This window comes from Streptomyces sp. NPDC008163, assembly GCF_042956885.1.
GTDB classification, from domain to species: domain Bacteria; phylum Actinomycetota; class Actinomycetes; order Streptomycetales; family Streptomycetaceae; genus Streptomyces; species Streptomyces drozdowiczii_A.
Genome location: NZ_JBIBHG010000005.1, coordinates 44,012 through 65,770, shown reverse-complemented (window position 1 = coordinate 65,770; position 21,759 = coordinate 44,012). Strand labels below are relative to the sequence as shown.

General features: G+C 73.8%; 11 protein-coding genes. 8 read left to right on the top strand and 3 right to left on the bottom strand.

The window, feature by feature from the left end; genetic code table 11:
* The first annotated feature begins 24 nt into the window (after nt 1-24).
* Nucleotides 25-1,074 carry an alcohol dehydrogenase catalytic domain-containing protein gene (locus ACFZAT_RS12930; protein WP_391263665.1) on the top strand — a complete coding sequence of 350 codons (1,050 nt, stop codon included), beginning with the start codon at nt 25-27 and terminating at the stop codon, nt 1,072-1,074.
* Nucleotides 1,075-1,098: 24 nt separating this feature from the next.
* On the opposite strand, the gene ACFZAT_RS12925 is transcribed toward ACFZAT_RS12930, so the two are convergent.
* Nucleotides 1,099-1,749: a TetR/AcrR family transcriptional regulator C-terminal domain-containing protein gene (locus ACFZAT_RS12925; protein WP_391263663.1), complete on the bottom strand. Its 651-nt coding sequence runs from the start codon at nt 1,747-1,749 to the stop codon at nt 1,099-1,101.
* A 72-nt stretch (nt 1,750-1,821) separates the two neighbouring features.
* On the opposite strand from ACFZAT_RS12925, the gene ACFZAT_RS12920 reads away from it, so the two are divergent.
* From ACFZAT_RS12920 to ACFZAT_RS12900, 5 genes are all read left to right on the top strand, one after another.
* The gene (locus ACFZAT_RS12920; protein ID WP_391263661.1) at nt 1,822-3,234 is read left to right on the top strand and encodes an FAD-dependent monooxygenase; all 1,413 of its coding nucleotides are present in this window, start codon (nt 1,822-1,824) and stop codon (nt 3,232-3,234) included.
* Nucleotides 3,235-3,368: 134 nt separating this feature from the next.
* Complete coding sequence (locus ACFZAT_RS12915; protein ID WP_391263659.1) at nt 3,369-4,070, top strand: response regulator; 702 nt, start codon at nt 3,369-3,371, stop codon at nt 4,068-4,070.
* Nucleotides 4,071-4,214: 144 nt separating this feature from the next.
* On the top strand, nt 4,215-5,348 hold the full coding sequence (gene wecB / locus ACFZAT_RS12910) for a non-hydrolyzing UDP-N-acetylglucosamine 2-epimerase (protein WP_391263657.1): 1,134 nt from the start codon (nt 4,215-4,217) through the stop codon (nt 5,346-5,348).
* Between the two features lie 45 nt (nt 5,349-5,393).
* Entirely contained in the window at nt 5,394-6,728 is a 1,335-nt protein-coding gene (locus ACFZAT_RS12905) for a glycosyltransferase (protein WP_391263655.1), read from the top strand.
* Between the two features lie 37 nt (nt 6,729-6,765).
* Nucleotides 6,766-7,941, top strand: a complete 1,176-nt coding sequence (locus ACFZAT_RS12900) for a SpoIIE family protein phosphatase (protein ID WP_391263653.1) — start codon at nt 6,766-6,768, stop codon at nt 7,939-7,941.
* Between the two features lie 64 nt (nt 7,942-8,005).
* Here the strand turns inward: ACFZAT_RS12900 and ACFZAT_RS12895 are convergent, their stop codons facing one another.
* Nucleotides 8,006-12,280 (bottom strand): S8 family serine peptidase, encoded by a 4,275-nt coding sequence (locus ACFZAT_RS12895; RefSeq protein ID WP_391263651.1) that lies wholly within the window; start codon nt 12,278-12,280, stop codon nt 8,006-8,008.
* 340 nt (nt 12,281-12,620) lie between these two features.
* On the opposite strand from ACFZAT_RS12895, the gene ACFZAT_RS12890 reads away from it, so the two are divergent.
* The gene (locus ACFZAT_RS12890) at nt 12,621-16,724 is read left to right on the top strand and encodes a S8 family serine peptidase (RefSeq protein ID WP_391263649.1); all 4,104 of its coding nucleotides are present in this window, start codon (nt 12,621-12,623) and stop codon (nt 16,722-16,724) included.
* Nucleotides 16,725-16,767: 43 nt separating this feature from the next.
* Here ACFZAT_RS12890 and ACFZAT_RS12885 read toward each other — a convergent pair whose 3' ends face one another.
* Nucleotides 16,768-17,619, bottom strand: a complete 852-nt coding sequence (locus ACFZAT_RS12885) for a helix-turn-helix transcriptional regulator (protein WP_391263647.1) — start codon at nt 17,617-17,619, stop codon at nt 16,768-16,770.
* A gap of 206 nt (nt 17,620-17,825) precedes the next feature.
* Between ACFZAT_RS12885 and ACFZAT_RS12880 the strand changes: the two genes are divergently transcribed.
* Nucleotides 17,826-21,605, top strand: coding sequence for a S8 family serine peptidase (locus ACFZAT_RS12880; RefSeq protein ID WP_391263646.1), 3,780 nt, complete (start codon nt 17,826-17,828; stop codon nt 21,603-21,605).
* The last annotated feature ends 154 nt before the right edge of the window (nt 21,606-21,759 follow it).

Here is a 21,759-nt window from a genome sequence, read left to right as displayed (position 1 = left end):
GCCCGCCGCTCGAAGGGAGTCCCTGTGCGTGCCGTGACCGTCCGGCCCTCGGCCGCGAAGAGCCTTGGGGTCCGCGAGGTGCCCGACCCGGTGCCGGGCGCGGGGGAGCTTCTGGTCGACGGGATCTCCGTGGGGGTCTGCGGCACGGACCGGGAGATCCTGGCCGGCGGGCTCGGGCGGGCGCCGCGGGGCGAGGAGCGGCTGGTCATCGGGCACGAGTCCCTGGGCCGGGTGCGGCAGGCGCCCGCGGGCAGCGGCTTCGCGGCCGGGGACCTGGTCGTGGGCGTCGTGCGGCGCCCCGATCCGGAACCGTGCGGAGCCTGCGCCCGGGGCGAGTTCGACATGTGCCGCAACGGGCGCTACACGGAACGCGGGATCAGGGAACGGCACGGTTACGCCAGCCGGTTCTGGACCGTCGAGAGCGATTACGCGGTCCGGCTCGACCCGTCCCTGGAGCGCGTCGGCGTCCTGCTCGAACCGGCCACCGTGCTGGCCAAGGCGTGGGAGCAGGTCGAACGGATCGGCGCGCGCTCCTGGTTCGAGCCGGAGCGGGTCCTCGTCACCGGCGCCGGGCCGATCGGCCTGCTCGCCGCGCTGTTCGGCCGGCAGCGCGGGCTGGACGTCCATGTGCTCGACCGGGTGACCTCGGGGCCGAAGCCCGCCCTGGTGGCCGGCCTGGGTGCCACGTACCACAGCGGCTCGATCGACGAGGTGGCCGCCGCCCTCCGGCCCGACATCGTGATCGAGGGGACGGGCGCCGCGGACGTGGTCCTGGGCGCGATGCGGGGGACCGCGAGCTACGGGATCGTCTGCCTGATCGGTGTGTCGCCCGAGGCCCACCGGCTGCCGGTGGAGGCGGGGGCGCTCAACAACGAGCTGGTGCGGGGGAACGTCGCCGTGGTGGGCTCGGTCAACGCCAACCGGCGCCACTACCGGGCGGGCGCCGAAGCCCTCCGGCGCGCAGAGCCCGCCTGGCTGGAGCGGATGATCACCCGGCGGGTGCCGCTGCGGGACGCCACCGAGGCGTTCACCGCGCAGGACGGTGACATCAAGGTCGTCATCGACCTGGAGTGACGCCCACGGGCGCGGCGCGCGCGGTCAGCCGATGCCGTAGGCCGCCGCGATGCCCGCGATCACCAGGTCGAGCGCTTCTCCGTAGTGCTGCTCGTAGTCCGCGAAGATCTCGGCGCCCGCCGCGGCGGTCAGCGGGTAGGCGGCGAGCATCCGCGCGCGCTCGTCCACGTCGAAGCCCTCCCGGCGCAGGCCCGGCAGGGGCTCGGCGCCCTGCTGCTCGATGACGAAGCCGAGCGTGAACATGTAGGTCGTGGTGGCCGCCCGCACCGCCTGGGCCAGGGTGAATCCGGCGGCGGTGAGCAGGCGCAGGCTCTCCTCCATCTGCTCGGCGTGCACCGCGCCCGTGAAGCGCGAACCGCTGAACACCTTGGCGCCGTCCCGGTAGCCGAGCAGCGACGTCCGCAGGGCGTGGTTGGTCTTCCGCAGCAGCTCCCGCCAGGTGTCGGCCGGGTCGAGCGGGGTGCCGGCGAGCATGCGCCGGTACATCTCCGTCGCCATCTCGTCCAGCAGGGCCTGCTTGTCCTTGAAGTGCCAGTACAGGGCGGGCGCCTTGACGTCCAGCTCCTTCGCGATGGCGCGCAGGGTCAGCCCGTCCAGGCCCACCTCGTTCAGCAGGCGCAACGCCGTGTCCGCGACCCGTCGGCGGTCGAGGGGGGCGCGTCGTTCGGTACTCACGCTTGACAGCTTAACGCCGTTAAGGGCACTCTCGGAGCCATCGAGCACTTAACGGCGTTAAGGAGAATCGTCATGGACGCGGATGTCCTGATCGTCGGCGCCGGGCCCACCGGTCTCGCCCTCGGAGTGGACCTGGCCCGGCGCGGCGTGCACGCGCTCGTCCTGGAACGCGCGCAGGCGCTGTTCCCCGGCTCCCGGGGCAAGGGCCTCCAGCCCCGCACCATGGAGGTCTTCGACGACCTCGGCGTCATCGACGCGATCCACGCGGCGGGCGGCACCTATCCGGTCGGCATGGTCTGGCGCAACGGCGAACGCGTCGGCGAGCACCACATGTTCGACCCGGCCGAGCCGAGCGAGGACGCGCCGTACAACAAGCCGTGGATGGTGCCGCAGTGGCGCACCCAGGAGATCCTGGCGGCGCGGCTGGCGGAGCTGGGCGGCGAGGTCGTCCTCGGCCGCGAGGCCGCCGGCCTCACGCAGGACGCGGAGGGCGTCACCGTGCGTCTCGCCGACGGCGGTTCGCTGCGCGGCCGTTATCTGGTCGCCGCGGACGGCGGCCGGTCGGCGGTGCGCCGCGCGCTGGGCATCGGGATGACCGGAGAGACCGTCGACCCCGGCCCGACACTGGTCGCGGACGTCCGGATCACCGGCCTGGACCGCGACAACTGGCACATCTTCCCGCCGCACGACGGCGGCGACTTCCTCGCCGTCTGCCCGCTGGCCGGTACGGAGGACTTCCAGCTGACCGCCCGCTTCCCGGAGGGGACGGACGTCGACCTCGCCCCGGACGCCATCCGCAAGGTCCTCGCCGCGCGCTCGCACCTGCCCGCCGATGCCCTGACCGAGGTGCGCTGGGCCTCCGACTTCCGCCCCCGCGCCGCCCTGGCCGACCGCTTCCGCGCGGGCCGGGTCTTCCTGGCCGGGGATGCCGCCCATGTGCACTCCCCGGCGGGCGGGCAGGGCCTGAACACCAGTGTCCAGGACGCCTACAACCTGGGCTGGAAGCTGGGCGCGGTGCTGACGGACGGTGCCCCGGCGGCGCTCCTGGACAGCTACGAGGAGGAGCGCCGCCCGGTCGCCGCCCAGATGCTCGACCTGTCCACCGGCGTCCACCGCGGCGAGGTCCGCCGTGGCGACGCCACCCGCCAACTGGGCCTCGGATACCGCGATTCACCGCTCACCGAGGAGACGCGCGCCGCGGTCCCGGAGGGCGCGCTCCGCGCCGGTGACCGCGCCCCCGACGCGACCGTGGACGGCGTCCGCCTCTTCGACGCCTTCCGGGGACCGCACTGGACGCTGCTCGCCCTCGGGACGGACGCGCCCGCCGCCCGGGTCGCACAGCTGGTGACCGGCAGCGCCCCCGCCGCGTACGGCACCGGGCTCTTCCTCGTCCGCCCGGACGGGTACATCGGCTGGGCCGGCGCCACGCCGGACGGGCTCGACGCCTACCTGCGCCGGTTCGGTGCCGCCGGCTGGGGCAGCTGAGGCCGGAAGGCACGGACGAGGGGGCCGGGGCGCCCGCGGCGGGCGGCGGGCGGGTATTGCTGGTTCACTCGGAGTGTGTGCCCGGCGCGCCCGTGGTGGTGCGGGCCGGGCTGCCAGGAGGGCGACGGTCCGCGATGCCGAGACTCTTGATCGTGGAGGACGACCCGGCCTCGGCCCTGGCGTTGCGCCAACTGCTCGCGGGGGACGGGTACGAGGTGCTGCACGCCGCCGACGGCCGGGACGCGCTGCGGCTGCTGTTCGAGGAGCGGCCTGCCCTGATGCTGCTCGACCTCGGGGTGCCCGGGCTCGACGGCTGGCGGGTGCTGGCCCGGACACGGGACATGAGCGACCTCCCGGTCATCGTCCTCTCCGCCCGCGACGACCTCGCGGACCTGGTGCGCGGGCTGCGCGGCGGCGCCGACGACTACGTGGTCAAGCCGTTCCGGAACGAGGAGCTGCTGGCCCGCGTCGAGGCACTGCTGCGCAGGTCGGGCGCGCGGCGACGGCCGGGCGGCGAGGTCAGCAGCCACCTCAGGCTCCTCGCGGACCGGCGGACCGTCCTGTGGCACGGGGCCGAGGTGCACCTCAGCGACATCGAGTACCGGCTGCTGCAACTGCTGGTAAGCAACCGGGGTGCCGTCGTCACCACGGAAACCCTGCTCGACCGGGTGTGGCACGACACGACCGCGCTGGGCCGGGACAGGGTGAAGTTCGCCGTGCTCCGGGTGCGCCGCAAGCTGGCGTCGGCGGCCGGTGACGGCGTGCCGGACCCGGTCGAGTCGGTGCGGGGCGTCGGCTACCGCTTCGTCGGCGGCGCCGAGCCGGGACCTCGGTGAGTCCCCGGCCGGGACCTCGGTGAGTCCAGCCGGGGCCGAACGACCCTGCCGTACGTCCCCGAGGGCAGCCCCCGCACCGGAAGCAACCGTCCGACAACGTTGTCACACCCGTTTTGGCAACCGTGTTCATCAACACTCGGGGACATGGCTACCCTCCCCGCACACAGCGTCGCAGTCGTTCTCGGCACCCGCCCCGAGCTGGTCAAACTCGCCGAGCTGATCCGGGTACTCGGACCCGCCGCCCGGGTCGTGCACACCGGCCAGCACTACGACGAGGGCCTGTCCGGGGGCTTCCTCGACGAATTCGGGCTGCCCGAGCCGAGATTCCTCACCGGCGTCGGCGGGCGGCCCAGGGCGGTGCAGGTCGGCGCCGCGCTCACCGGTCTCGACCAGCGCTTCGCGGCCGATCCGCCGCGCGCGGTCGTCGTCCAGGGCGACACCAACGCCGCCCTCTCCGGAGCCCTCGCCGCCAACGCGCGCTCGCTGCCGCTCGTCCACGTCGAGGCGGGGCTGCGCAGCCACGACCGGAACATGCCCGAGGAGCACAACCGGGTCCTCATCGACCAGCTCGCCGACGTGCTCTGCGCCGCCACTCCCGACAACCGCGCCCACCTCGTAGAGGAGGGGATCGACGCGGACCGCATCGCCGTCACCGGCAACACCGTGGTCGAGGCCGTCCACGACCATCTGCCGGAGCCGGACGAGCGGGCCCGGCTCCTCGCGGACCACGGGCTCGAAGCGGACGGCTATGTCCTGGCCACCGTGCACCGCCCGGAGAACACCGACGACCCGGCCGTGCTGGCCGTCGTGCTCGGCGAACTCTCGGGTCTCGCCAAGCGGCTGCCCGTCGTCATGCCCCTGCACCCGCGCACCCGCGCCCGCATCGAGGAGGCGGGACTGTGGCCGCTGCTCGACGCGGTCACCGTCGTGCCGCCCACGGGCTACGGAGCCTTCCTGGCCCTCGCGCGGCACGCGGCGCTGATCATCTCCGACTCGGGCGGCATCCAGGAGGAGGCCACCGTCCTCGGCCGGCCGCTCGTCGTCGTACGGCGGTCCACCGAACGGCCCGAATCGCTCACCGACTTCGCGGACCTCGTGGAGCCCGGCCTCGGCATCGAGACCACCGCGCGCCGCAGGCTCGCCGAGGGCCCGGACGGCCTGCGGCGGCTCGCCCGGCTGCCCAGCCCGTACGGCGACGGCGGCGCCTCGCGCCGGATCGCCGGTCTCACCGCGGACGCGGCGCTGCCGGACGGGGTGCCCGGCCCGGTCCCCGCCTGAGCCCCGGAGTGCCCGCCCCCGTCCGCCGCCTCCCAGGAGCCCCGCATGGTCCTCGATCTCTTCCTCTACGTCTTCCCGTTCTTCCTGCTCGCCTGTTTCCTCCTCTACTGGGCCGGTGCCCGCCGCGCCTACGCGCGCCGGCAGCCCTCCCGTACCGGCGATCCCTCCGCCTTCACCTGGCACTTCTTCGTGCCCTGCCGTGACGAGGAGGCCGTGATCGAGACCACCGTGGCCCGGCTGCGCGCCGACTTCCCGGGCGGGCACGTCTGGGTGATCGACGACGCGAGCGAGGACCGGACGGGCCCGGTCGTCGGCGCGCTCGCCGCCCGCGACGACCGGGTCCACCTCGTCTCCCGGCGGCTGCCCGACGCCCGCAGAGGCAAGGGCGCCGCGCTCAACGCCGCGTACGCGGCTCTCTCCGGGGAGCCGGACCGGGACAGGGCCGTCGTCTGCGTGGTCGACGCCGACGGCAGGCTGTCGCCGGACGCGCTCGCCCACGCGGCGGGCCCCGACGCCTTCGGCGACCCGGAGACCGGCGGAGTGCAGATCGGCGTCCGCATGCGCAACGTCGAGGACGCCCGCCCGCTGCCCGGCCGTGGCAGGCTCGCCAACGCCTACGCCCGGCTCCTGATCCGCATGCAGGACGCGGAGTTCGCCGTGTCCAACACCGGCATGCAGCTGCTGCGCCGCCGCACCGGCTCGGTGGGCCTCGGCGGCAACGGCCAGTTCACCCGGCTCACCGCGCTCGACCGGATCGCGGCGGAGCACGGCCGCCCGTGGGCGCGCGCGGCGCTCCTGGAGGACTACGAACTGGGCGTCCAGATGCGGCTGGCCGGCTACGGCGTCACCCATCTGGCGGACACCTGGGTGACTCAGGAGGCCCTGCCGCGCACCCGGCGCTTCCTCACCCAGCGGACCCGCTGGGCGCAGGGCAACATCCAGTGCGTGCGGTACGCGGGCCGGATCACCGGGTCCCGGCACTACTCGGCCAGGGGCGTCCTGGAGTGCCTGTACACCTTCTTCCAGCCGGTCGCCCATCTCGCGACCCTGCTGCTGAGCGTCCTCATGCTGACCGCGCTCGTCATCGACGGCGAGGCCGCCCACGTGGTGCTCGCCGCCTGGCCGGTCGCGCTCGCCCTGGGACTGCTGTCGATCGTCCCGTTCGTGCTCTGGGGGCCGGTCTACCGCCGCGAGTTCGCCCCCGGTCGGTCCCGCCTCACCGGGGTGCTCTGGGGGATCGCGCTCTGGTTGTACGCGTACCACCTGTTCATCGTCTCGACGCGCGGCTTCGTCCGGCTGCTGCGGGGCCGTACCGGCTGGGCGAAGACCCGGCGCAACGCCGAGACGGCGGCCGACGGCCGGGTCGCCATCGAGGTCTGAGACGTCCCGAGACCGGGACGCCCACCGGAGGAGAGCCATGAAGAACCCGAGAATGCCGACCTTCACGTATCTCGACTGCGGCGGCGCGTGGGCCGTGCTCGGCGTCGCCCTGCTCGATCTGGTGCTGGGGGAGGAGGTGAGGCTGCTGGCCCTCTACGCGGTGGGCCCGGTCGTCGCCTCGGCGCGCGGCCGGGTCCCGGCCGTCGCCGGTACGGGCCTGTTCGCCGCGGTCTGGGCGGGGGTGCTGGCGTACCACGACGACGTGCTCGCTTCTCCCCGGGCGGGGGTGTCGCTGCTGGCCATCGCCCTGGTCACGGCGGTCGCGGCGGCCGCGGCGCGCGTCCGGCAGGGCCACGAACGCGGCCATGCCGTGATGCGCGACGTGGCCGCCACCGCCCAGGACGCCCTGGCCCCGCCGGTCCCCGAGACGGTGGGGCCCGTGCACATCGCGGCGTCGTACGAGTCGGCGGCGGACGCGGCACGGATCGGCGGGGACTTCTACGAGGTGGTGCCCGTCCGGGGTGGCGTACGGGTGCTGATCGGGGACGTCCAGGGGAAGGGGCTGCGGGCGGCCGGGCTCGCCGCGGCCCTGCTGGGGGCGTTCCGGGAGTACGCGGCGGTGTCGCCGAGCCTGGAGGAGGTCGGGGTACGGATGTCGTGCGCCCTGGCCCGGCGGCCCGACGACGAACGGTTCGCCACCGCCGTACTCGCCGAGCTGACCTCGGACGGCCGGATGAGCCTCCTCAACTACGGGCATCCCGCGCCGCTGCTGGTCCGGGCGGGCGGCGGTGCGGAGTGGATCGAGCCCGAGCGGCCCGGGATGCCGCTCGGACTCGACGATCTCGCGGACGGCCGGCCGGGGCGGCACCGGGAGGTGCTGCACACCGGAGACCGGGTGCTGTTCCACACCGACGGACTGGCCGAGGCCCGGGACGAGGGCGGCCGCTTCTACCCGCTGGGCGCGCACAGCGGACTGCTGCGCGACGCGCCGGTCGGCCGCTGCCTGGCCAGGATGCGCGAGGACGTGCACCGGCACGCCGCTCCGTGCGGGGCGGACGATTCGGCTTTGCTGCTGCTGGAGTTCGAGGGGCCGGCGGGGGCCGTCGGCGCCCCGCGAGGCGCCGGGGCCCACGTCCCCCTCCGGACGGCGGAGCTCGGGTGCGATGTGTGTGCCGTGCGGGACTGCCCGATCGCCGCGCGGCTGAGGGCCTGAAGAAGACACGCCGCCCTCCCCGCCACCGGTCGGCCGGTGGCGGGGAGGGCGGACGGGAGGAGCGTCAGGAAGGCAGCTGGGCCAGGACGACCTTGGTCGAGCCCCCGTCCTCGGTGTCCATGGCGTAGTACGCCACCTCGCCCCGGTTGTTGATGCCGATGCCCTCCAGCGGAACGAAGCGCGAGGAGCCGGTCATCGCCGACAGCGGGTACATCCGGCCCTCGGGGTCCCAGACGACCGCGGTGTCCGCGTCCGGCTCGGTCTCCGCCGTGCCCAGCACCCAGCCCGCGTCGTTCACCTGCAGGGCCTTGGCGTTGAAGCCGAAGTCCGGCAGCCGGGTCATCGTGCCCCCGGGCCTGATGACGAACGCGTCGTCACCGCTGACGCCGACGACGGCACCGGAGGCGTTGACCGACTCGGCGTAGCTGTCGGCCATGCCCGGCAGCGTGCCCAGGTCGGTGATCTTCCCGTCCGCGTCCCACTTGACGGCGCGGCGCTTCCCGCCGTTGGAGGAGTGGCCGACCACCACGCCCGCGTCGTTGACCGCGAGCGGCTCCGTCAGGCTGCGGCTCTGCGTGAGGTGCGGCAGCTTGCGGAAGCCGGTGTCCGCGTTCCAGACGAAGCCCTCGTTCACTTCGATGCTGCGGCCGGTGGCCGGGTCGGTGACATTGCCCGTGGCGTTGCCGACGACCGTACCGGCGTCGTTGACGGCGAAGCCGCGCGCGAAGCGGTAGGGCTCCCAGCCGGGCAGCGGGAGCGTGGTCAGCTTGCCGTCCGCGTCCCAGACCGCGGCCCGGGTGCCCTCGGTCAGCGTCAGCTGGCCGGTGGCGTACCCCTTGGTCCGGCTCTGGCCGAGCACGTGGCCTTCGCGGGCGGCCGCGCTGTCGAGCTGCGCGACACCGTTTCCGGTGTCCCAGCGGATCGGCCGGCTCCGGCCGCTGATCTGCTTCGATCCGGCCACGCGGCCGTTGTCGTCCAGGCTGAAGGCGATGGCCGGGCCGAAGGAGGCCGTGACCTCCGCGTGCGGGGCGGTGACCTTGCCGAGCAGTACGTCGGCGCTGCCCAGCACGGTGCCCGTGTCGGAGGCCAGCGAGAACCGCCCCACCATGCGACGGCCCGCCGGAGGCACGAGGTCCGCCACCAGACGCCCGCTGACCTTCACCGACTTGCCCGACGCCAGGCGGACCGGCGTGTCCTGGTCCACGGTCACCGAACCGAGCGACGAGGAGAACATCGTGTCCTGGATGTCGAACGCGGTGCTGCCCGACGGGACGTCCGTACCCGCGATGTACAGCAGGTAGTAGCCGGGCGCCGGTTTGTCGATCACGATCGACTCACGGGAGCCGCCGTTGGTGGAGGAGGCGACGAGCTGCCCCGACTGCGCGATCAGATACAGGTCCAGGTCGGCGTCCGGGTCGGACGCGTTGCCCATCGACACCTCAAGACGTGTCGCGTCCCTCGGCACCGTCACCTGCTTGCCGGTCATCTGCTGGTCGGCGACGGTCGGGTGGGCCTCGGAGAGCGCGCCCAGAGCGCCGCCCACCGCGTGCGCGGTCACCGGCGCGAACCGGTTGACGGCCGTGAAGCTCTTCTCGGTCGCCGCGTGCAGCGCCGCCTGGTCGATGACCGAGGACGCCGGGTCGAGCGTGGCCCCCTGCACGGTCGCGGTCAGCCGGTACGGGTTGGTGAGCATCGGCGAGGTCCGGCGGGCCTCCACCTCGAACTCCCAGACGCCGGGCATCGGCCGCCCGTACGTGCGCGAGCCCGGGGCGCAGTCCGCCTCGTCCGAGAAGTGGGTGTAGCAGCGGCTCACGGCGGTGTCCTCGACCGGCATGCCCTGCGGGTCGACCGCCAGGAACCGGGTCTGGCTGTCGCGGGCGACACCGGTCAGGTCCACCTTCAGCGCCGCCGCGCCCTCGGGCACGGAGACGAAGAAGGAGCGGGTGGCGTTGCGGTCGACCGCGCCGGCGGTGGACACCGCGTACGACGGCTTCGCCGGGTCGGCGGCGGCCACGACGGTGACCGGGACCAATCGGTCGACGCCGGGGGTGGCCGGGTCGTCCACGCGCAGCAGCGCCGAGTGCGCGCCGGTGGACCTGGCCTGGGCGCGGACGGTGACGGAGGCGGCCCGGCCCTGGTCCAGCCGCACCGTGCGCGGGGCGCTGAACGTACCGTCGTTGCCGAGCCAGGAGAGGTGGGCCTCACGGCTGCCCGAGCCGGTGCGGGTGAGCTTCACCGTGTAGTTCTTCGGCCGGTGGAGCGGCTGCCCGCCGTCGTCGGGGGAGCAGCGGTTGTAGACGCCGGTGCCGGTCTCGGGGGTGGTCAGCATGCCCGCGAGGACACCGCAGACCGGTGCCTCGACGGAGTACGCGGTCGGCTTCAGGCCCTTCGCCAGCAGCTTCCACGCCGCCGGTACGGAGACGAGGCCGGCACCCTGCGCGTACGCCGGCTGGTCCGGCAGATACGTCGCCGAGCCGGTCAGCGCGGACCGCAGCCCGGCCGGCGACACCTCGACGTGCGAGGCGGACGCGGCGGAGAGCAGGACGGCGACGGCACCCGCGGCCTGCGGCGAGGCCATCGACGTACCGTTGAACATGCCGTAGCCCGGGGGCAGTTCGTAACCGGCCTGGGGCACGCCCTCGCCGGGCAGCCAGGTCGGGATGGAGGAGACCGCGGCGCCCGGGGCGACGATCTCCGGCTTCATCCCGCCGTCCTCACGCGGCCCCCGCGCGGAGAACGGGAACAGCGACTGACGGTCCTTCACCTCGGAGCCGTAATCCGCCCACCAGGTGTCCTTGCTGACCGAGGCGCCCACCGCGATGACCTTGTCCGTCACCGCCGGGTCCGACACCGTGTTCATGCCGGGACCGTCGTTGCCGGCCGACGAGACGATGTGCACGCCGTACTCGTCGATCAGCCGGTTGTAGAGCACCGAGCGGACGTTGGCGCCGTCGTTGAGCGCGGGCAGCCCGCCGATCGACAGGTTGACGACGTCCACGTGCTTGTTCACGACGACGTCGATCATGCCCTCGGTGAGGGCGTACGAGGTGCACCCGGCGGCGAAGAGGCAGACCCGCTCGGAGACGATGCGGGCGCCGGGGGCGGCGCCGTCCATCGTGCCGCCGAACAGCCCGTGGCCCGCGGTGATACCGGCGACATGGGTGGCGTGGGCACCGGAGACGATGCCGATGTTCACGAAGTCGGCCTTCTTGCCGGTGCTCGTCCCGCCCCGCGCCGACAGGTCCACGTCGTCGCGGTACTCGACGGTGAACGGCATCGACTCGGCGAGGGCCGTGTCCGGGTCGTCCTTGCCGAACATGGCCCACGTGCCGGACTTCGCGTACGGCTCGACCACATCGGCGTCGTCGAAGGTCTGGTTCAGGTCGGCGTCCACCCACACCCGATGGTCCGCCCTGCGGTACAGGACGCCGAACACGTCCTTGTAGTCGCCGTCCCGGTTGACGTCGCCCTCCAGTTCGCCGCCCCAGGTGCCGGACTCCTTGAACAGCTGGAACTCGTAGTCCCCGTCGGGCGCCCTGTAGTCGACGCCGCCGTAGCGGAAGGTGCCGTCCTTCGCGGTGACCTTCAGCCGCATCTCCAGCCAGGTCGGGTCGCCGTCCGTCACCGGGTCGGTCGCGGTCACCCAGTCCTTGATCTTCGGCTGCCCGGTCGTGGTGGTGCGCAGCGCCGGGTGGGCGAGGTCGACGCCGGTGTCCAGGATGCCGACGGTGACGCCCCGGCCGTCCCAGGAGGGGTGGTCCTCGGTGAAGCCGGTGGCCCCGGTCTCGGCCACGGGCAGGTAGGGGTTGTCCGCCGGGGTGGTGCGGCCGGGGGCCTTCGGCGGGGTGGGACCGTGGCCGCCGTGGTCCTTCCTGTCCTGGGCGGCGACCGGTGACGGGTCGGGGATCTTGAAGGTCTCGTCGAGGTCGACGGCCCGGACCGAGGAGAGGGCGGCGAGCGCGGTGACCTTGCCGGTCGGCACGGTGGCGCGGACGTAGCCCAGCTTGTCGTCGGTCCTGGCGACCCGGCCGCCGAGGTCCGCGACCTTCTTGCGCAGCGCCTCGGTGTCGCCCTCGCCGGTGGCCAGCAGCACGGTGACCGTCCTGGCCTTCTTGCTCTCCGCCTTCTGGAGCAGCGTGCGGTCGTGGGCGCCCAGCTTGTCGCGTTGGGCGGTCAGGGCCTTCTTGGGCGCGTCCGGGACGGCCGTGCCCAACGGGTGCGGCACGTCGGCGGCTTGCGCGGGCAGCGCCGTCAGGCTCATCAGCGAGCCGGTCAGGCCGGCCGCCAGGACGGCGGCGGTGAACCGGCGTCTGCGGCGCGTGGTGGTGGGGCGGGACATGGGTGCCCTTTCGCATGGCGGGGGCCTCGGCAGGACCGGGACCACGTCGGGGACCTCCCGCCGGAGCCCCGGGCGCCGGCGGGAGGTCGTGGCACGGGTCTACCGAGTCCGGCCGGGGCGCCGCAGCACAGACGCGTGGCGGATGCATGACACGACGTGTTGTCGCCACATCCCGAACCCACCGCGTCCGATGGCGACTTGACGACAGGCGGAATCTCGCCACCGGTTCCCCATTCCCGCCGGAGGCCCAGGCGCCGACGATCATGCGATGCCCGTCCCCCGCAGCTCACGAGGTGAGGGGGACACCGTCCGTCCCCGTCCAGAGCGGAGCCCACGCATCATGACGCAAGCCCCGGGGCGCAGACACCTCGCCCTGGCCGCGGCGGCAACCGTGCTCGCCACCCTCGCGGCCACCGCCCCCGCCGCCTTCGCCGCACCCTCCACCACCGGTACGCCGGGTGCCACCGCCCTGCTCGCCTCCCTGGACGACCAGGAGCGGGGAGCCCTGCACCGGATGGCCGCCCTGGACCTGGGCGGCCTGCACCTCACCGACAAGGCCGCGCTGCGCAGCAGCAAGCCCGTCGACGTGATCGTCCAGCTGAAGACCCCGCCGGCCAGGACCGCCCGCCTGCTCGCCGCGGCCGAGGGCCGCACGGTCGGCGAGGACGCGGCGAAGGACGCCGTGACGAAGGCGCACCAGCGGTTCCGCACCGCGCTGGACGACATGTTCGCGAAGGGCGCCAAGACGGCCGAGGCCCCCAGGCCCGGCCGCACCTACACCCACAGCTTCGACGGGGTCAGCCTCCGGCTCCCCGGCGACCGTGTCGCCGAACTCCTCGACAACGACGAGGTCACCGCCGTCTGGCCGGACACCACGGTCAAGGCGCTCGACCGCCCCGCCCCCGCCGACGGCGGCGGGACGTCCGGCACCCCGGGGGCCTCCGGGACCACCGGCGACGACGGCGTGGCCCGGCTGCACGCCGAGGGCATCACCGGCAAGGGCGTCAAGGTCGGCATCATCGACACCGGCATCGACTACCGCCACCCCGACCTCAAGGCCGCGTACAGGGGCGGCTACGACTTCGTGGACGACGACGCCGACCCGATGGAGACCACGTACGCCGACTGGAAGGCGTCCGGCCGGGCCGAGACCAACCAGGGCTCCACGTACTACACCGAGCACGGCACGCACGTCGCCGGGATCGTCGCCGGCCGGGGTGACACCTCGCAGGAGCGCGCCGCGCACGGGGTGGCGCCCGGGGCCTCCGTGTACGCGTACCGGGTGCTCGGCCCGTACGGGAGCGGCCGTACGAGCGACATCATGGCCGCGATGGACCGGGCGGCCGACGACGGCATGGACGTCGTCAACATGTCGCTCGGCGCGGCCGTCAACGACCCGATGAGCCCGCAGGCGATAGCCGCCGACAACCTCGTGCTCGCCGGGATCACCACCGTCATCGCCGCCGGCAACAGCGGCCCGGGCGCCAACACCCTGGGCACCCCGGGCGCTGCCGCGCTGCCGCTCACCGTGGGCGCGCACGACGAACCGATGACCCTGCCGGAGTACCGCATCGGCACCGGTGCCACGACCGCCGACGGGCGGCTGCTGGCCCAGCCGTTCGGCGACGCGCTCTCCGGCCTGACCTCGGGCGACTACTCGGTCGCGGACGTGGGGACCGGCACGGGAGCCGGCTACAGCGGCAAGGACGTCAAGGGCGGCGCCGTCCTCGTGAAGCGCGGCGGGATCACCCTGGACGAGAAGGTGCGCCGCGCCGCCACCATGGGCGCCGTCGCCGTCCTCCTGGTCAACGACAACGCGGACGAGGGGCACATCCCGAACTACATCGGCGAGAGCCCCGGCTACGTGCCCGCCTTCTCGCTCACCGCCGCCGAGGGCGCCGCGCTGACCGCCGCGACCGCCGACGGCAGCGCCCGCCTCACCTTCACGGAGTCCGGCACCTTCGTGCTCGGCACCGGAGCGCTCGCGGACTTCAGCTCGCGCGGCCCGGCGTACGGCACCGGTGCCATCAAGCCCGAGGTCACCGCGCCCGGCGTCAGCGTGCTCTCGTCGGTCCCGGCGGACACCGTCGCGCCGGAGACCGGCGACTACACCGCCGCGTACGCCCGCCTCAGCGGCACCTCCATGGCCTCGCCGTACGTCGCCGGGGCCGCCGCGCTGCTGCTCCAGCACGACCACCGGCTCACCCCGGACGGGGTCAAGGCGGCCCTGATGAACACCGCCCGCCCGATGCCCGGCGAGGTGAGCGTCTTCGACGCGGGCGCCGGAGCGGTCGACCCGTACGCCGCCGTGCACACCGAGACCTCCCTCCAGGTCTCCGCGAAGACCCCGTACGTCTCCCTGGACGGCACCCGGTCCGAGCTGGACCACCGCACCGGCGCCCTCGACCTCGGGGTGCTCCCGGTCGGCCGGTCCACCCGCGTCGAGAAGCGGCTCGACCTGGTCAACAACACCGGCTCCAGGGGCCGATACGAGGTGGACGCCACGTTCACCCGGGGCAACGGGGCCTCCGGGGACGCCCGCGCCGCCGGTATCACCCTGAGTGCCGACCGCCAGGTGACCAGTAAGCCGCACGGCGGCACGCCCGTCCGCACCACGCTGCGCGTGCCGGGCGACGCACCGGCGGGCTACTACGAGGGCTTCGTCACCCTGACCCCGGTCTCCGGCAGGGGACTTCACACCCTGCGGATGCCGTTCGGGCTGCGCGTGGCCGAGTCCGGCTTCGCGGAGATCGACATGACCAAGCCGGTCATGTCCACCAACCAGTTCTCCGACGCCGGGTCCGTCGGCGGCGGCGCCGCCACCTTCAACCTGCGCATGGCCGGGCAGCTGACGAGCGTCGACATCTTCCTCGCCGACACCCGTGGCAAGGACCTCGGCTACGTCGGCGGCATCAACACCACCGGCCTCACCGAGGGCGTCCTCTACGGCCCCGCGACGGTCGGCGGCTGGTACTTCCCGGTGACCGGACGCGAGGCCACCCCGTTCGACCCGCGCGGCCGGTGGATCGCGGACGGCCACTACACGCTGCGGATCGTGGGCACGGACGCCTTCGGCGGGACCGACACCGAGCTGCGCGACATCTACGTCGACTCCCACGCGCCCGCCTACGACGACGCGTACGGCGCCTGGGACCCGTCCCACCCCGTGGTCGTCGAACGCCCGGCGGACGCCACGTCGTTCAGCTTCACGGGCTCGCTGCGCGACGGCGAGACCGGCGCGATCCGCAAGGCCGGCCTCGATATCGGCCAGGACGACAACGCCCTCTACTACTCCACGTACAGCCCCAACTCGCCCACCGGCCACGTCAACGCGGACGCGAAGGGCGATGTGAAGTTCCAGGTCCCGATCTCCGCGGGCCCGCCGACCACCTACGTCAAGATGTGGCCGGCGGACGCCGCCGGGAACATCGGTGACGTACGGGTGCTCAACCTGATGAAGGAGGGCATGCCGTACGTCGTCGCCGACGCCGACAGGCCCGCCGCCCGCGCCGGAGACCGGGTCACCTACACCCTCACCGGCCACAACCTGAAGAACTGGAAGCACTACAACTCCCAGATCCGCTACGACGACCGGAACATCCGGATCACCGGCATCGAACCCACCGCCGAGCTGGCCGCCCACGGCTCCTCGAAGATCACCACCACCGACGTGTCCGCCGGGGCCTCGTCGTACACGACCCTCGACTTCGACGTCTCCGACCCCGAGGGTCTGAGCGGTGACTCGATGCCGCTGCTGAAGGTGACGTACGAGGTGACGGGCGAGCACTGGACCACGGCGGCGGGACTCACCACGGGCACCACGAGCGCCACCGACACCGCCGGCACCAAGGTGCCGCTCAACATCCAGTTCTACGGCTCGGTCCGGATGCTGAACCCGGAGTCCACCTTCGGGGCCCGGCCCGCCGCCGAAGCGCTCCTGACCAAGGACTACGGCTACGACACCACGCGCGACTACAGCCTCGACGGCATCCGCACCGAGCTGACCGCGCCGGACGGCACCCGGCACACGCTGACGGCCGACGCGACCGCCCGGGTCTCGGCGGGCGACCTCGCGCCCGCCGTGAAGCCCTACCGCCTGGAGATCCGGGTGCCGGGACACTTCACCTGGAACGAGGACATCGAGCTCGGCCTCACCGGCTACGGGGCCGTGGCCGGGACCAGCGGCACTTCGGTGGCCTCCCTGGTCGCGGGCGACGTCAACGGCGACGACGTCATCGACGTCCGCGACGCCGCCGCCGTGTACGACGCCCGGGGCACCGCGAAGCGCGCCGCGGACATCAACCACGACGGGACCGTCGACGGGAAGGACCTCACCTGGGTGGTGACCAACTACCTTCAGCACAACAGCATGTCGGACCGCGTCACCGACCCGGTGAAGCGCCTGCACGGCCGGACGCTGGAGTACTACACCGCCCGGATGTGACGGCCCGCCGCCCGGGGTGCCGTTCGCACCCCGGGCGGCGGACTCACACCCAGTTGTTGCGCATCGCGTACCAGCCGAGCTGGACGCGCGAGGAGACCGAGGCCGCGTCCATCAGGGCGCGCAGCCTGCGCTGGACCGTACGGGGCGACGTGCCGAGCTGGTGGGCCGTCGCCGCGTCCGTCAGCCCGGACAGCATCAGCTGGAGCAGCCGCCGGTCGGCCGGGTCCAGATCACCGTCCTCCCGCAGATACGGCCGCGAGCGCTGCCACACGGACTCGAACAGCTCGACCGCCAGCCGGACCAGGGGCGGCCCGAGAATCATCGAACGGCCCGCCTCCAGCTGGACCATGGCGGTCTCCTCGTCCGCTATGAGGAGCTTGATCAGGGGCTGGTCCACCACCCGCACCTGATGACCGGCCGCCAGCCGCTCGTCCAGCGCCCGCAACGCCTCCGGCTCGGTGAGGAAGGCCCGGTCCACGACCACGCGGTACGCGGCGTGGGGATTGCCGTCCTTGCGCATCGGTGGCTCCGCGTCGGCGTCCCGCGCCTCCTCGGCCTCTTCCTCCTCCGGGGTCACGTGCGCCGGGTCCGCCAGCGTGGACGGGACCGGGGCGACCGTGTTGGCCCCCGACTGGAACCCCAGCAGCGACGTCCGCGCACCGTACTCCAGCTCGTACAGACGGCGGGCCTGGGCCTCGCGCCCCTCCCAGAACTCCACGAACTGCCCGGGCACCTCACTGCCGTCGGGCCGCCAGGCCGCGAGCAGCCGCACCAGCGAGTCATCGGCTCTGCGCAGGTCCTCCTGCAACCGGATCAGGGAGGAGCGCGCGGCGGCGGGCGGCCCGGGCGGCTGCTCGGCCGAGGGGAACGGTGGCACTTCTGGCTGGGACGACATGGCACAAGTGTCGCCACCTGCGGAGCGGCCTGGCAACGGACCCTCGCGCGGTGCCGGCGACCGGCTCCGCGCACGTGTCGGGATTACGCCATGGCAGCCACTCGCCAGCCCCAAGCCCCCCACGGAGCAGCGGTGTTGGCCACGCTGCTGCTCACCGGGCCCCTCCCTCCGAGGTCACCGGACACCTTCTCTCCTGGAGACCCACGATGAGACGTACGAGGCCATGGCGCCGGACAGCCGCCGGGCTCGCCACCGCCGCCCTGCTCGCGACGGCCGCCCCCGCCGCATCCGCCGGCACCCCGGCGGACACCACCCGGCCGCTCACCGGCGAACCCGGCCGCGCGGTGACCGTCACCCTGATCACCGGTGACGTGGTCGAGGCCCGGGTGGACGGCGCGGGGCGGGTCCTCTCGGCGGCCCTGCGCGGCGACTCCACCGGGCACGCCGCCGCGACCTGGCAGGACGGCAAGCGGACCTATGTCTTCCCGCAGGGCGTCGAACACCTCGTGGACGCCGGGCTCGTGGACGCCGCGCTCTTCGACATCGGGCGGCTCGTCGCCGACGGGTACGACGACGCGCACACGGACAGCCTGCCCGTCGTCGTGGAGTACGCGGGCGGTGCCGCGGCCCGGGGCCTGCGCAGCCCCGCCGTCCCCGGCACCCGGACCACCGCGACCCTGGAGTCCATCGGCGGCGCCGGACTCGCCGTCAGCAAGGAGTCCGCCGCCGACGCCTGGCAGAGGCTCGCCCCGAGCGCCCCCGGTGCCGCGAGCACCGAGCGCTCCACGGCCCGGACGACCGCCACCACCCGCACCGTCAGCAAGATCTGGCTCGACGCCAAGGTCAAGGGCACCGCCGTCACCGGCCTCGGCACCCCCACCGTGCCCCTCACCGGCGCCACCACCGCACACCGGGCCGGGCTCGACGGCTCCGGCGTCAAGGTCGCGGTTCTGGACACCGGGGTCGACGCCGGCCACCCCGACCTGGCCGGACGCGTCGCCGCGAGCGAGACCTTCGTCTCCACCCCGGCCACCGACGACCGCACCGGCCACGGCACCCACACCGCGTCCACCGTGGCCGGCACGGGCGCCGCGTCCCACGGCACCTACGCGGGCATGGCGCCCAAGGCGGACCTGCTCATCGGCAAGGTGCTCGACGACGACGGCTCCGGCTCGATCAGCGGCATCGTCAACGGCATGGAATGGGCGGTCGACCAGGGCGCCCGGGTCGTCTCCATGTCCCTCGGTTCCGACGGCGACACCGCCTGCGCCGGACCCGGCGTCGACGCCGTGGAACGCCTCAGCGACCGGGCCCTGTTCGTCATAGCCGCCGGCAACGCCTCGCTGCACGGCACCGTCTCCACACCCGGGTGCGCGCCCAGCGCCCTCACCGTCGGCGCCGTGGACCGGAAGAACGCCACCGCCTCCTTCTCCAGCCGGGGCCCCTCCGTCGACGGAGTGAGCGCCAAGCCGGACCTCGCGTCCCAGGGCGTCGGCGTCGTCGCCGCCAACTCCGGTGGCCGGGGCACCCAGGCGTACCAGGAGATGTCCGGCACCTCGATGGCCACCCCGCACGTCGCGGGCGGCGCCGCGCTGCTCCTCCAGCAGCACCCCGAGCTGACCCCGGCCGGGCTCAAGGCCCTGCTGACCTCGTCGGCCCGGTCCACCGACGCGCCGGTCCTGGAGCAGGGCGCGGGCCCGATGGACGTGGCCCGGGCGGTGACCCAGCCGGTCACCGCCCCGCCCGTGCCGCTCCTGGGCGACTTCGCGTATCCGCAGCGGAATCTCGCCCCGGTCGACAGGACGGTCACCCTCACCAACCTCACCGGCAAGGACGTCCGCCTCAGCGTGCGCGTCGAGGACGTCCGGGGCGACGACGGCAGCCGCGTCTCCGGATTCGCGCGCCCGGCCCGCACCACGGTCACCGTCCCGGCGCGGGGGACCACCGATGTGCCGGTCCGCGTCGACCCGGGCACCCGCCTCTCCGCCGGGGCGTACGGCACGGTCACCGGCCGCCTCGTCGCGACCGGCTCGCACGGGGTCCGCGTCACCGTCCCGTTCGGCGTGCACATGGAGGTCCCGTCGGCCGACGTCACCGTCAAGGGGACCGACCGGCACGGCGACCCGGCGTCCGCCCTCTCCACCTTCCAGCTCTTCGACGACCACCGCGACACGGCGAAGCGCTACACGATCGGCTACCCCGAGCCCGGCAGCACCACGATCCGGGTGCCGTTCGGCACGTACGCGCTGAGCGGCGTCATCCTGACCCGCGACGAGCCCGGCGACATCGGCAGCGTCGACTCGGTCAGCCAGCTCTACCGCGAGAGGCTGACGGTCTCCGGCGACACCGAGGTCACCCTCGACGCCCGCGACGCGCGGCGGCTGTCCTGGGACACCGAACGTCCCAGCCAGGCCGCCGGATTCGCCATCGGTCTCGCCCTCGGCCTGGACGACTCGCGCCGTCTCCGGGCCGGATACCTCACCTCCGTACCGTCCTACGTGAAGGCGCTGTACGCGGAGCCCGTGCACGGTGACGACCGGCTGACGTTCCTCGCCTCCGCCCGGCTGACCGCGCCGCGCGCCGCCCTCACCGCCGGCGGCCGGGTCCTCGACTCGCTGCCGGTGCAGAAGGGCACCGAGTTCGACGGCAAGGGCTCGGCGCCGGTGACGTACATCGGCAAGGGCACCGACGCGAACTTCGCCGCCCACGACCTCAAGGGCCGCATCGCCCTCGTGGACGCGGGCACCGGCGGCGGGAACGCCTTCCTCTGGGACCAGGCCGCGCAGCGGGCCGGTGCCGTGGGCGTCGTGGCCGCTGTCCCGGACAGCGAGGGGCGGTTCCAGCTGACGGGTGCCGAGGGCCTGCCGCAGGCCACCATCACCTGGGCCGACTCCCTGGCGGTCCGGGCCGCGCTGGACAAGGGCGACGTCTCGCTCACCTGGTCGGGCACGGCGACGGCGCGGAGCCCCTACGTCTACAACCTCGCCCTCGCGGGGCGCGGCTCCATCCCGACCGGCACCCAGCGCGTCCGCGACCGCGACCTCGCGGCCACCGACGCCCGCTACCACGTACAGGGCGCCGACGACGCGACGTACTGGTCGGACGTGAAGGTCGGCGCCCCGGGCATCCCCGCGGTCTGGGCCGGCGGCACCACCCTGCCGCTGCACGCGCCCCAGCAGCGCACCGAGTACTTCACCCCGTCCGGCCGCGACGGGATCACCTGGACCACCCTGATGCGCCGGGACCTCGGCCCGTACGGCGGCACCGCCTACGACGGGCCGCGCGGAACGGACAAGGGCCGCACCACGTCCCAGTGGTACAAGTCGCCCTACGGACCCGTCCGCAACACCTACGCCCAGCCCCTGATGAACCGTGAGAGCAACCGCCTCGGCTACACGATCGCCCCGTTCGGCGACGCGGGCGGGCACGACTCCACCCTCGCCATGACCGACTCCGGCACCCGCCGGCTGCTGGTCGACGGCGAACCGCAGGCGATGGTCTCCGGCACCTTCGACCTGCCCGACAGGAAGGCGGAGGTCACCTTCCAGCAGCAGTGGCAGCGCCGCGCGGGCACGCTCGACCGCACCGGCCTCGCCTACGCCACCGACTGGGTCTTCACCACCGACGCCTCCGACCAGGGCGCCCAGCACCTGCTGATCCCGGTCCTCGACGTACCGTCCGACCTGCGCAACTCCCGTCCGGCGGGGGAGCCGGCCACGATCGGCCTGAGTGCCGTCACCGACGACTCGGCCCAGCCGGCCACGCTGCGGAAGGCGAGCCTGGAGTACGCGTACGGCACCGAGTCCACCGTCGACGCGGTCACCACCTGGCACCGGACCCACGCCACGGCCGGCCGTGACGGGTGGCAGGTCCGCATCCCGGGCGACGCGCCCGCCGGAACGTTCGTCCACCTGAAGGTCACGCTCACGGACAAGGAGGGCGCCCGGGTGAGCCAGACCATGATCCGGGCCTATGAGGTGCGCTGACCACGCGTGTGGTCTGCGGCACACCCGCCCCCGCCCCCTCGTACGGTTTCCGCACGTCGTGGGGGCGGGGGGCAGGGACGGCCGCCCCCGCCAGTGACGGACGTCTCTACCCCCGGACCCGCCGGGCTGGCACTGTGGTCGGGTCCCGGCCGGG